The sequence below is a fragment of the Micromonospora sp. Llam0 genome (assembly GCF_003751085.1).
In the GTDB taxonomy this organism is placed as follows: domain Bacteria; phylum Actinomycetota; class Actinomycetes; order Mycobacteriales; family Micromonosporaceae; genus Micromonospora_E.
The window spans coordinates 179,523-191,595 of sequence record NZ_RJJY01000001.1 but is presented as its reverse complement, the minus strand read 5'-3'; the positions used below and the strand labels follow the sequence as shown (position 1 = coordinate 191,595).

At 72.3% G+C, this 12,073-nt stretch carries 8 protein-coding genes and 1 pseudogene; 4 read left to right on the top strand and 5 right to left on the bottom strand.

Going from position 1 to position 12,073, the window contains the following annotated elements:
• Positions 1 to 8: 8 nt before the first annotated feature.
• Positions 9 to 368: a transposase family protein gene (locus EDC02_RS00870; RefSeq protein WP_158632014.1), complete on the bottom strand. Its 360-nt coding sequence runs from the start codon at positions 366 to 368 to the stop codon at positions 9 to 11.
• A 222-nt stretch (positions 369 to 590) separates the two neighbouring features.
• Between EDC02_RS00870 and EDC02_RS42615 the strand changes: the two are divergent.
• Positions 591 to 1,064 (top strand): annotated as a pseudogene (locus tag EDC02_RS42615) (DddA-like double-stranded DNA deaminase toxin); the annotation flags it as partial.
• Between the two features lie 64 nt (positions 1,065 to 1,128).
• A complete protein-coding gene (locus tag EDC02_RS00860; protein ID WP_123600277.1) occupies positions 1,129 to 1,563 on the top strand; it encodes an Imm1 family immunity protein in 435 nt (144 codons plus the stop codon).
• A gap of 63 nt (positions 1,564 to 1,626) precedes the next feature.
• Here EDC02_RS00860 and EDC02_RS00855 read toward each other — a convergent pair whose 3' ends face one another.
• Positions 1,627 to 3,024, bottom strand: a complete 1,398-nt coding sequence (locus EDC02_RS00855; protein ID WP_199757462.1) for a PHB depolymerase family esterase — start codon at positions 3,022 to 3,024, stop codon at positions 1,627 to 1,629.
• 218 nt (positions 3,025 to 3,242) lie between these two features.
• Between EDC02_RS00855 and EDC02_RS00850 the strand changes: the two genes are divergently transcribed.
• Together EDC02_RS00850 and EDC02_RS00845 are read left to right on the top strand one after the other, a co-directional pair.
• Positions 3,243 to 4,325, top strand: a complete 1,083-nt coding sequence (locus EDC02_RS00850) for a LacI family DNA-binding transcriptional regulator (RefSeq protein WP_123600276.1) — start codon at positions 3,243 to 3,245, stop codon at positions 4,323 to 4,325.
• Between the two features lie 3 nt (positions 4,326 to 4,328).
• The gene (locus EDC02_RS00845; protein ID WP_123600275.1) at positions 4,329 to 4,736 is read left to right on the top strand and encodes a VOC family protein; all 408 of its coding nucleotides are present in this window, start codon (positions 4,329 to 4,331) and stop codon (positions 4,734 to 4,736) included.
• Between the two features lie 50 nt (positions 4,737 to 4,786).
• On the opposite strand, the gene EDC02_RS00840 is transcribed toward EDC02_RS00845, so the two are convergent.
• From EDC02_RS00840 to EDC02_RS00830, 3 genes are all read right to left on the bottom strand, one after another.
• On the bottom strand, positions 4,787 to 7,396 hold the full coding sequence (locus tag EDC02_RS00840; protein WP_158632011.1) for a CHAT domain-containing protein: 2,610 nt from the start codon (positions 7,394 to 7,396) through the stop codon (positions 4,787 to 4,789).
• 64 nt (positions 7,397 to 7,460) lie between these two features.
• Positions 7,461 to 9,989: a CHAT domain-containing protein gene (locus EDC02_RS00835; protein WP_123600273.1), complete on the bottom strand. Its 2,529-nt coding sequence runs from the start codon at positions 9,987 to 9,989 to the stop codon at positions 7,461 to 7,463.
• Between the two features lie 92 nt (positions 9,990 to 10,081).
• Positions 10,082 to 12,070 carry a protein kinase gene (locus EDC02_RS00830; RefSeq protein ID WP_233606318.1) on the bottom strand — a complete coding sequence of 663 codons (1,989 nt, stop codon included), beginning with the start codon at positions 12,068 to 12,070 and terminating at the stop codon, positions 10,082 to 10,084.
• Positions 12,071 to 12,073: the final 3 nt, after the last annotated feature.

Sequence of the window (12,073 nt, the reverse complement as noted above, 5' to 3'; positions counted from 1 at the left end):
GAGGCCCCTCAGGCCTTACGGTCCCGCGACGGCCGCACCCCGACCCGGGCTTTCGCCCGCGCCGCCGCGTCCGCGCGGCGCTGCAGCCACCGGCCCATGGCGGCGTCCAACGCGTCACCGTCGAGTCGGGCACACAACCCCCGCACCGTCTTCTCGTCCGGGCCGACGTACCTTCCGGTGGCCGGGTCCACCCGGGCACCGAACGCCTTCAACGTCTTCTGCGAACATCCGGCGATCCACTGCCCGACCGCGTACGCCGACACACTTCCGGCCAAGACCGCGGCGAGGGCCAACCCGACCACCGTCGGAAGCCGATGCCGGACACCCCGCGCGTCTCGCGGATCGGGAACCCGCGACAACGCCGCCACCAGGCTTTCCTGCCCGTCACGGCCCAACAGGACAGGCCGTGTCCTCTGGCCCGACTGGCCTTGGACAGCGTTGATCAGCAATGATGCAGGCGCGGGCACGGTACTCCACAAGGTGATCCGAAGGCGTAGACAACCTCAAGATCACCGGAGCCGTGCCCGTTCCGTCAAATCCACTCCGGACCTCAACGCGGAGTCCTCAGCCGCACACCCTCCGACTTTGCCGTGCCCGTGGCCGGGGTTGCCCGCCCGACCAGCAAGGACGGCCATCATGGTGCGTCAACCGACAGCACGTCGGCCGGACGCAGCGAGACAGCCGGAGCCAAGGCTCCCCAGTGGCTCCAGGACGCGAGCCGGCAACTCCCACGTCGCGGCAGGAAGGGTCCGACTCATGGTCTGCTCTACGATGCGAGTGGTAAGCAGATGATTTCACCGCCGTTGACACAGGGAGGAGGAGCCCTCCGCAGCGGCGGGGCGCCAGACGCTCGGGCAGGAATCCGGGCAGACTGGCACGCATTGGCGCAAGTCACTCGTGAACACGTCGAAGCACACGCTGCCGCCGTCCTCCGTAAACCTGGCAGTCCCACCGAGGCGACGCTGGTAGTAAACAAGCCGAGTTGCGTAACCCGGGGCGAATACGTCGGATGTGACGAGGTTCTGCCCGGACTGATACCCGAAGGGAAGCGACTGGCCGTGTACCTGTGGACGGCGACAGCGCCACCTTGCAGCGTGTCTACACCGGCACGGGGAAAGGTATCCGGCGATGAGCTACGTGGTGTCGTGGGACGGGCCGTCCGTGGAGGAGCCCGATCGCGGGCGCGAAGTCGAGGTGTCGACCGTCGAAGAGCTCGACATGGTCCTCGACCAGGTGCACCGACAGGCCGCCGAGGACGGCGTCGCGTACGCGGTGCAGATCCACCGTCCCACCCGGCATGGCGCGATCATGATCGGCGTCGGGCATCCTGACCGGTCCTTCGTCGACTGGCTGGACCGCAGTCAACCGCACGGCACCGGCAACCGGTACGCCGTCGACCCTGACGTCGAACCTGCGGACGCCCCGGTTGCCTTCGACGTCTACGGCGACTGGGCCGAGCTGCCGCCCATACGTACCAGGATCGCCACGGCACAGGCCCGCGAAGCAGCCCGCCACTATCTACGCACCGGGGAGCAGCCACCCTTGCACTGGCTGGGTGGCTGAACGACGCACGGTACGGGTGGTGGGGCGTCCGCCCGGTCGGACGCCCCACCACCGCGGCGCACGTCAGGCGACGGCGCAGGGAGTGCCGTTCAGGGTGAACGAGCTGGGCCTACCACTGTTGCCGGAGTGGGTGGCCTGGAAGCCGATGCTCTGTGAGCCGTTCGGCGGGATGGTGGCGTTGTAGGACATGTTGCGGGCGGTCACCGCGCCGCTGGTCGGCGAGTACGTCGCGTTCCAGCCGGAGATGATGGTCTGCCCGGACGGCAGGGTGAACGCCAGGGACCAGCCGTTGATCGCGCTGCTGCCGGTGTTGGCGATGGTCACCGAGGCGACCAGCCCGTTGTTCCACGCGTTCACCCCGTAGGTGACCCGGCAGGCCCCGGACGGCGGCGGCGTGGTCGGCGGTGCGGTCGTCGGTGGCGCGGTGGTCGGCGGTGCGGTCGTCGGCGGGGCCGTGGTCGGCGGCGCGGTGGTGGGTGGTGCCGTGGTCGGTGGGGCGGTCGTCGGTGGGGCGGTCGTCGGCGGAGCGGTCGTCGGCGGAGCGGTGCCGTCCAGGCCGAAGAAGCGGATCACCTGGGCGGCGTCGACCGGCAGGTTGTGCCCGACGCCCTGCATGCTGATCGCCTCGACCGGGGCCATCGGGCCGGAGCTGCCGTACCGGGTGCGGGTGTAGTTGCCCTGCGGGCTGTCGGTGTAGGTCGGGGTCTGGCTCAGCCCGTGCACATTGGTCCACTGCTTGATCTGCTCGGCGAAGTTCGGGTAGCGCAGCGTGTCGTCGTTGGTGCCGTGCCAGATCTGCATCCGGGGCCACGGTCCGGAGTACCCGGGCAGGCTGTTGCGGACGGCGTCACCCCACTGCTGGGGGGTACGGACGATCTGCCCGCCGGAGCACTGGCTGTTCCACTCGGAGCCGCCGGTGGTGGCGAAGCAGGTGAACGGCACCCCGGCGAAGGACGCACCGGCGGCGAAGACGTCCGGGTAGACGCCGAGCATCACGTTGGTCATCATCGCGCCGGAGGACGTACCGGTGGCGAAGATCCGGTCCGGGTCGGTGTTGTAGCGCTGCTCCACGTAGCTGATCATCGACCGGATGCCGACCGGGTCGCTGCCGCCACCGCGGGTCAACGCCTGCGGCGAGTAGACGTCGAAACACTGGCTGCTACGGGTGACCGACGGGTAGATGACGATGTAGCCGTACCGGTCGGCCAGGGACGCGTACTGGGTGCCGGAGTAGAACGCCGGTCCGGTGCCGGTGCAGTAGTGCATCGCGACCAGGATCGCCGGACGGGGTGCGACCTGGTCCGGCACGTACAGGTACATGCGCAGGTTGCTGGGGTTGGTGCCGAAGTTGGTGACCTCGGTCAGGGTGGCCGCCGAGGCGGGTGCAGCGAAGGTCAACGCGGCCGCCGCAGCGGTGACGGTTGCTGCGGCGGCGGCCAGCATCTTGGCCATGAGTCTCATGTGGTTCCTCCGGAACGCACGCAGGATGGGGTCCGACGCGGGGGCTGCCCAGGCTCCCGCTTTACTCCGGCTCGAAACAGTTACTAGTATCGATAGAAACGGTTCGAGATTCAAGGTCGGCGTCGGACCGGCATCGAGAGATCTACATAGAAGCGCTTCGACACCTCGTAGCATGAGCCGGGCGATGCCCCAGATCAAGCGGAAGGTTGGCGACGGTCGTGGACCACGCCCCGACACACCCGGACAACCCACCGGCGGCCGGCAGGCCGCCCGAAGGTCAGCGACGCGGACGCCGCCGTGGCGAGCTCTCCGTCGCGACGATCGCCGAGCTGGCCGGCGTCTCGAAACCCACCGTCTCGAAGGTGCTCAACGGACGGTCCGGAGTGGCACTGGAGACCCGCCGCCGGATTGAGGCACTCATGCGCGAGCACGGCTACCAGCGGCCCGGCTCGGCCTCCCCGACCGCTGGCATCGAGGTCGTCTTCTACCAGCTGGAGAGCCACCTGGCGATCGAGATCCTGCGCGGGGTGGAGCTGGTCGCCCGGACCAACGAACTCGCCGTCGGGTTCACCGAGGTGCAGGGCCGCACCGAGCCGGGCCGGTCCTGGGCCGAGCAGTTGCTGGCCCGCCGGCCGGTCGGGGTGATCGCCGTCTACTCCGCGTTCACCCCGGAGCAGCACGCCCAACTCGCCGCCAGCGCCATCCCCCTGGTCGCCCTGGACCCGGTCGGCGAACCGGCCCACCCGACCCCGTCGGTCGGTGCCACCAACTGGAACGGCGGCATCACCGCGACCCGCCACCTGCTGGACCTCGGGCACCGCCGGATCGCCGTGATCAGCGGCCCACTCGACATGCTCGGAGCCCGCGCCCGGCTGGAGGGCTGTCGGGCGGCGATGGCGGCCGTCGGCGTACGGCTGGACGACGATCTGATCCGCAGTGGCCGGTTCTTCTACGAGGACGGCGAGACGCACGGCCGGGACCTGCTCGACCGGCCTGACCGGCCGACGGCGGTGATCTGTGGCAACGACCTGCAGGCCCTCGGCGTCTACAGTGCTGCCTGGCGGCTCGGCCTGCGCATCCCGCAGGACCTGAGCGTGGTCGGCTTCGACGACATCGACAACGCCCGCTGGTGCTGCCCGCCGCTGACCACCGTGCGCCAGCCGCTGGACGAGATGGCGTCGACCGCCGCCGGGATGGTGCTCGCGCTGGCCAACGGTGGCGTGTTGCCGCAACACCGGGTGGAGATCGGCACTACTCTCGTCGTCCGGGGCAGCACCGCCGCGCCGTCGACCGGAAGGTGACACGTGAACTGGACGCTCGAGGTGGTCGTGGTCCCGGTTGCGGACCTGGACCGGGCCAAGGACTTCTACGCCGAACAGCTCGGCTTCGCCGTCGACCACGACACGAAGATCAACGACGAGGTACGGATCATCCAACTGACTCCGCCCGGGTCGGGCTGCTCCGTGGTGATCGGCAAGGGCGCCGTACCGGACATGCCGCCCGGTTCGCTCCGTGGCCTACAGCTCGTCGTCGCCGACCTCAAGGCCGCGCACGCCGAGCTCAGCGGACGCGGTGTCGCGGTCAGCGACATCCAGGTCCTCGGCGAGAATCCCCATCCGGTCCCCGACCCGCTGGACAACGTCGGCTTCTTCTACTTCACCGACCCGGACGGCAACGGCTGGGCCGTGCAGCAGATCTCCAGCCGGGGCTGACTCCAGCCGGGGCTGACTTAGCCGGGCTGACCCCCGCCGGCCAGCTACCGCTACGACTCGTCCGGCACCCGGATCGAGCCGCGATGCCACATGGCCGCCCAGAAGACCGGATCGGTGAGATCGGTTCCGGCCATGGTCGCGGCGTGGCCGGCCGCCCCGGCCACCGGGCCACGCCGGTCGGGGTCGAGCATCCACCGCCGTACCGCGGTGACCGCCTCGGCCGCCGGCAGCCGCTCGTCAATCAGCTTGCCATGCAGGACCGCGAGCATCAGCGCCGCCACCGGCCGCGGCACCGGCCACGACCAGCCGATCACCCCGGTCAGCCCGGCGGCCAGCAACGCGTCCGCCAACCGGATCGCGGCACCGGGGTCAGCGGCGGCCGGCAGGAGCGCAAGACCGCCGGGTGAGTCCACCGGACGGCGCCGCCCCTGCTGCCGAATGCTCTCGGCGGTGAGCACGGCTGGCTCGTCGGCTGTCCCCAGCTCCAACGCGGGGCCCGCGCCGCCGTCGTACCCCGCGCCGCCGTCGTACCCCGCCTCGGCGTCGACCAGACCGCAGTCGAGCTGCAGCAACCCGGTGCCGGGACCGTCCGGGCCGGGCAGCCAGGCGAGCAGCTGGGCCGGCGTACCTGCCCCGTCCGACTGCTCGACGACCCGGCCCAGCCCGACGGACCGTGGGTGGAACAACCGGCGCAGCTCCATCGCCTCGACGCTCGCCCATTCCCGGTCGCCCCGGGGGTTGGCGACGAAGACCGGGGTGTACGTGGCTGGCAGCCGCCGCCGCCCGGCCAACTCGATCACCTGTCTGCCGGAGGCGACGTACGACATCGTCAGGTCCGCGACGAGGTGGCGGCCGGCCTCGTCGCGCACCGCCGACCACGCGTGCCGGGCCAGGTCGTCGGGTACGACCAGCAGTACCCGCCCCGGTACGGTCCGCTCGCCGAGCGCCGCCCGCAGGCAGGCACCGAACTCGCCGCCCGGCAGGCTTCCCGGCACGCCGCCCGGTCGATCGGGAAGCGGCACCGGACCGGCCAGGTCGACCCGGGCCGGCTGCGGACGGAGCAGGAGCAACCCCACCCGGGGTACGCCGGGCCGCCCCCCGGCCGGCAGTGGGCAGAGCTGCACCAGCAGGTCGGCTCCGAGGTCGCGGGCCCCTGCGGCGACGGCACCGACCGACGGCGGCTCCGCCGCCGGGGCCGCGTCGACGGCGGGCACCCCGTCGGTTGCAGGCATCGAATCGGCGGGCCCGAGCACCCCGGGCAGCCAGCCACGCTGGTCCAGCAGCACACCCAACGCCTGCTGGACGACCGCAGCCACCGGGTGCGCGGCCGACAGACCGGCCGCGGCCGTCAACAGATGTCCGGCCGCCACCGACAGGTCCGTGCCGGAGTCTCCGGTTGGTCCGGCGGGATCCTCGCCGGTCCAGGTGTCGTCCCCCCAACCTCCACCGTCGTCGTCGCGGTTCCGCAGAAACAGCGTGGTGGCCAGCAGCAGACGGTCGATCGCGGCGATCACCGGGTCGGATTCTCCTTCGCCGACCAGGGTGGTCGCCAGCGCTGCCGCCCGGTCGATCAAGGTCGTCGCCGGCACCGGACCGTCGGTGCGCCACAACGCTGCCGTCAACTTCAGCACGGTGTCGTCCTGCGACGTCCCGGCCTCCACCGGCGCCGCCTCCATCGGTGCCTCGTCCACCGGTGGGACGGCGGCCGTGCCGGCCAGCGTCGCCAGCAGCTCGTGCCGCACGGCGAGGAGGTCGAGCGCCGCGACGGGGATCGGCTGCACAGGCGGTGCCGGCGACAGGTCCTCATCGGCCTCGCGGCTGCGTACGACCAGGGTCGGGAAGTCCTGTGGCGACACCTGGGCCAGCAGGTCGGCCACCGAAGGCCACGGGTCGGGCAGGTGGCCGCCGGCATGCGCCGGCCCGCCGCCCGCCGGCCCTCCGCTCAGCAGCCCGGCGGGCAACCCGCCCGCCGGCTGCTGGGCGTCCTTGTTCAGCTGCTGTACCGCGGCCATCGCCTGCGCCAATCGGGGGAAGTCGATGTCGCCGAAGCCTGAGCCCAAGGACTCCAGCAGGTCCCACCACGCCTGCGCCGTCGTCAGCAGCGGCGTGACGGCGGCGGTGAGCTGTACGTTGGCCCCGTCCAACTCCTTTGCGGCGAGACGCAGCAGTTCGACGGTACGCCGGGCGACGGCCCTGGCCTCAGGGGAAGCCCCGGAGTGGAAGGCCGATCCACCCCGTTGCGCGGCCTCGAAGCGGCCCACCGTCTCGAACAGGTAGTACTGCGCCAGGCTGAACCGGTACATCGCCAGCGCGGTCGGCGACTGCTGCGGATAGCTGAGCGCCTCCTCCAGAAAGGCGACCGCCTGCTCACGGTCGGCCGAGGACCGGGTGTGTGCCCGGTCCCGGACCGTCAGGTACAGCCCCAGTACCCCGGCGTACGGATAGCGTTGCGGATCGTCGGACTCCAGACCCGTGTAGATCTCCCGCCAGGCGTCGATGGCGGCGGTCAGATCGGGCAGCCCCGCCGGGTTGCCCGGGCTGAGCCGGTACCGGCCGATGTGGGCGGCGGCCAGCTCACGCAACACGCTGCTCCGCTCCGGCCCGGACCGGGCCGCCAGCGTCGCCTGCAGTCCGGCGATGACCTCGTCGTACGTCGACACCTTGGTCCTCACTCTCCGCCAGTGCCCGCCCGCCGGTCGGCGCCGACAGGGCGGGATCCCTCTCTCAGTGACCCCAGTGGGTGAAGCCGGCCCAGGCGACGACCGCCGCCGGATCCGACACCCGCAGCTGCCGGCGCAGCACGGCCGGCATGGCATCGGGCGGCCGCCGGCCCGGGTCGAGCATCCAGAGCTGCGCCTGGCGAAGTGCGTCCCGGACCGTCCGCCGCTCGACCATCAGGAAGTGGTGGAACATGAACATCAGCACCGACGTGGCGCCGTCCGGAATGCTCCACTGGGTGGACAGCACGGCGCGGGCGCCGACGGCCAGGAAGGTGGTGCCCAGGCTGTACGCCTCGTCGTAGCCACGGCCGGAGACACCGGTACGGCAGGCGGCCAGCACGACCAGCCCGATCTGCCGGTCCGGACGTAGCGCCAGGCTCGCGATGATCTCCTCGGCGCTGAGCCGTTCCCCGTCCGCCAGCAGCAGATAGGAGCTGGCCACCCCGGGCTCGACCTGGATGACGCCGTGACAGGCCAGGTGCAGCGTCACGCCGTCCGCCGCAGCGGTGGACAACAACCAGTCGCGGACCTCGGCCTTGCCGCCCTGACCCGACCGGCTCACCGAGCCGTCCGGCCGGCGTCCCACGTACCGTCCGCCACGGTAGAAGGACTGCTGGACGGCGTACGCCTCGGCCCGCGCGTACGGCAGGTCGGCCGCCTGGTCGGCGGTGTCCGGGTCGCCGACGATCAGGCCCACCGGACGCGCCGGTACCGGTGGCCGCGCCGCGATCTCGCAGAGCATCCGGGCGGAGACCGCCTGGGAGAACTCGGCCAGTTCGAGGGCGTACACCCCGTCCGGGCGGCGGGCCGCCTGCCACGGGACGCGGGTCAGCTCCCCGACCGGGATCAGGACCAGCCTCGGAGGCCGGGCCGACGCGGCCGACGCTCGCCCCGGCGGGCAGTTCGCCAGCACCGGACCGACCGCCGCGTACCACGCCCAGTCGCAGAGCGCGGCGAGGCTGTTGCCGAGCCGGGCATCCGCCTCCTGCACCTGCAGCTCCCGGTGTGGCTCGGCGAGGGCGGCCGCCCGGTCGGTCACCGCGCGCAGGTAGTGCTCGACGTCGGGTGGCCGCTGCGTCACCAGGTTGGGCAGCAGGACCGCCAGCGGCGGCCCATCCACGGGCACGATGACCGCCATGCCGAACTCGGGAGCAGGCGACGGCACCAGGTAGACCAGTGCGTCCAGCTCCAGCACGGCCAGCGCCGAGCGGATCTCGGCCGGCGCGGGCGGGCGCAGCAGCGCCGCGCCGGCCCGGTCCCCGGGGCTGTCGGTAAGCGCCGTCAGCACCTCCCGACGCAGCTCCGCCGGCGCGCCGTCCAGCCCTGCCGGGTCGGTGGCGGCCAGCCATCGTCGGGCCAGGTCAGCGCGGCCCGCCCCGGCCAACCGGTCGCCGACCGAACGCAGTTCGGTCGCGGAGTGCAGGATGAGTCCCCGCCCCGACTCCAACGCCCGGACCGCCTCAGCGATCGAGTCCTGGGCCACGTACCGGCGGGCCAGGTCGGCCGCTTTCCCCGCCGCGTACCGGGCGAGTTCCGCCGCAGCGGTGACGTCGGGCTGTAGGAGCACCTGCCAGGCGTACCGGTCCAACCCCGCCAGCTCGGTCTGCCGGGCGTCCGCCCACTGTCCCCGGTGTTGTTCGGCCGCGCCAAGCAGCTCACCGACGACCGGCCACAAGGGATGCTGCGGTCCGCCGGCCAGCCGCCGGGCGGCCGCCAGCGTCTCACGGGCCGCAGCCCAGGCGTCGGCGGTGCCGGCCTGTTCCGCCCGGCGGAACAGGCCGACTCCGGCAAGGGCGGCGTAGGTGGCCGCGTGGAACGGCGATCGAGCTGACGTGGCGGCCGCTGCGGCGTGGAACTCGGCGACCGCCTCGTCGAGCCGGGCCGAATCCGTCGCGCTGGTCATCAGCAGCGCCAGGCCGTAGAGCAGACGGTCCGATTGCCGCGGGTCGCGCCCGTACGGCGGCCTGGCCCGCGCCCGCAACGGTGTCAGCTGCTCGTCGGTGAGCCCGGCGGCCGCGTCCCACTGCCACTGGTCACCGGTCATGCCGGCCAGCAGCGTGGCGACCAGCTTCGCATCCGACGCCACGGTCCGCTCCTCGGCGCGGGTGCCCGGCTGGTCGAGCAGGTCGTGCAGTTGTTCCAGCGACCGCAGGAACTCCTCGTCCCGGCCCGGCCCGCTGCTCGCCGCCATGGCCAGCATGATCTGCTGCGCCCGCAGCTGCCGATCGAAGCCCGGCAGATCACGGGCCAGGAGGGCGTCGATCTCGTCCCGGCCCCGACCGGGCCGGTCCGCTGTCGAGTCGCCGTCATGGACCGCCCGGGCGGTGGTCAGCACCGACCGCACCGCGTGGTACAGGATCCGGACGCCAGGCGATCCGGCCGCCTGCGCACCGAGCACGTCCAGCTCGCGGAGCAGTTCGCCCGGATGCTGCCCCTCGGCCGCCGAGTGCCGGTGGGCGACGGCCCGGATCCGTTCGACCAGCGCCGCGTCGAACTCAGCGGCACCGTCCGGTCGCCCTGCCATCGCGGTCATCACGCCCTCCCATTGTCGACTGACGGACCGGATGGTCCACCGGCCGCCGGCGTCGACGCCTCACCTGGCCGGCGGCTCGCACCGCCGGTGGCCTATCCCGGCAGCGGCAACTGTCCACCCAGGCCGCTGTAGAGCATCAGCACCGCGATCACCCCGCAGAGGAAGGCCACGATGGAGGTCTTCCTGCGCCCGCCGCGCCGGGCCCGGAAGCCGAGGTAGAACGTCGCTGCGATCGCGACGCTGGCGAGCAGCCACCACGGTGCGGTCACCGGACCGAGCGGCACCGGTTCGGGCCGCGCCAGCCAGCAGGCGAGCGCACCGCAGACCACCGCGACCGGCCCGCTGCGCACGTCCAGCGTCTGTCGCCGACGGAGCTTCCGCTGCCGGTCCTCCTCGGCCTGACGGATCTCGCGGTCCGCACGCTGCCGGGCCGTCCGGTCGGCGGCCAGCGGTGCCATGTGCAGCAACATGACGTGGTGGGCGGGACGGGACTCCGCCGGAATGTCCTGGTCGGCCAGTGCGGCGAACCGCGCCTGCTCCCGGGCGTCCGGATCGGCCGCGGCGGCCTCGGCCTGCCGGGCGTACATCTGGTCCTGGCCGGGAAAAGCGGCCAGCAGCAGCATCGCCAGGTACATCCCGCGTTGGGACTTCGTCAACGACGGATCCAGTTCCCGGGCCCGGAAGGTGAACCCCTCGCCGAGCCGCCGCCACCGGGCGTCGACCAGGGCGTAGCCGGCACAGCCGGGCCGCCCGTCGAGCACGGTCAGGATGCCGTCCTCATGCAGCCCGACGATGATGTCCCGGGCCGCGCCGGGGCCTTCGATCGCCTGCTGGGCCAGCTGGACCAGGTTGTCCCGGTCCATTGGGCGCTGGCAGTAGACGGCGACCCCTTCCGGGTCCAGAGCGTGGATCAGCCGGGTGACCGCCCGGTCCGGCCGGCTCGGCTCGTCCAGCGCCCGTACCGCCGCAGTCAGCTGGCAGGTCGCGGCCCAGTCCCGCAACGCCAGGAACTGCGGGGTCCGGTACGCCTGCCCGGCGAGTACCCGCCGGGCGTCGGTCCACCGGCGCCGGAACGCGTCCGCCAGTTCCTGCGGCGAACTGTAGGCGGTGTCGGCGAAGACGTAGACCGGTCCGCTCGGCCCGGCGACGGCGGGTGCCGCGCCGGCGCACCACCGGCGCACCTGCGCGGCACCCCAGCGCTGCTCCGGGGCGCGGGTCAGCAGGCCTCGACACAGCAGCAGCCATCGCTCGTCGCGGATCAGACTCAGGTCGATCTCCCGGACGGCCACCTCGCGGGCGATCATCCGGTCGTCCATCCAGCTGCCGTCCAGCCGCTGGAACGGGTGCTGCCCGGTGAGCAGTTCCACCAGGAGAATCCCGAGCGCCCACCAGTCCAACCCGGCCCAGGTGTCGCCGGCGGCCGCCTCGGGAGCGGCGTAGGCCAACGTACGGGAGGTGGTCTGGCGCATCTCGTGGGTCGCCGCCACCATGGTCGTCAGACCGAAGTCGGCGAGGACCAGATCGAGCGGTTCGACCGAGCGGACCAGGACGTTGTCCGGTTTGAGATCCCGATGCACCAGATGCAACGAGTGGACGTACTCCAGCGCCGGAAGGAGCTGGTCGAGCACCTGGCGGACCTGCCCGTCGGTCCACGGCCCGGGACGGTCACGACGCAGGTCCGCCAGCGACCCGCCGGCCGCGTACTCCAGGACCTCCCAGAGCACGCCGTCGCCCCGCCCCCAGTCCAGCAGGCCGATCAGGTGCCGACGGTCCGCCCGCCGCAGGATGTCCAGGGTGGCGGTGTCGACGGCGTCACCGCGACGGTAGATCCGGATGACCGCCGGTGTGCCGCTGGTTCGGTCCCGGACCAGCATCAGGTCCGCCTCGCCGCCCGCGGCGAGGTCCCGGTCCGGGAAATACCGGTCGAGCAGGGCCGGCGGCAGGTTGACCCGCCGGTACCGTCCGGTCGGCTGGTCGGGCGTGGTCGCGGGCTGGTCGACCGTCGTCGCCGGAAGATCGTCCCGGCTGGTCGGCGGGCTCAGCGGTTCGGCGGCGCGCTCGATGCCCGCTTCACTGTGCATGTC

Coding starts and splice junctions, on each gene's coding strand:
- EDC02_RS00860 (WP_123600277.1), top strand. CDS start 1,129: ATGAGCTACGTGGTGTCGTGGGACGGGCCGTCCGTGGAGGAGCCCGAT.
- EDC02_RS00830 (WP_233606318.1), bottom strand. CDS start 12,070: ATGCACAGTGAAGCGGGCATCGAGCGCGCCGCCGAACCGCTGAGCCCG.
- EDC02_RS00835 (WP_123600273.1), bottom strand. CDS start 9,989: ATGACCGCGATGGCAGGGCGACCGGACGGTGCCGCTGAGTTCGACGCG.
- EDC02_RS00855 (WP_199757462.1), bottom strand. CDS start 3,024: ATGAGACTCATGGCCAAGATGCTGGCCGCCGCCGCAGCAACCGTCACC.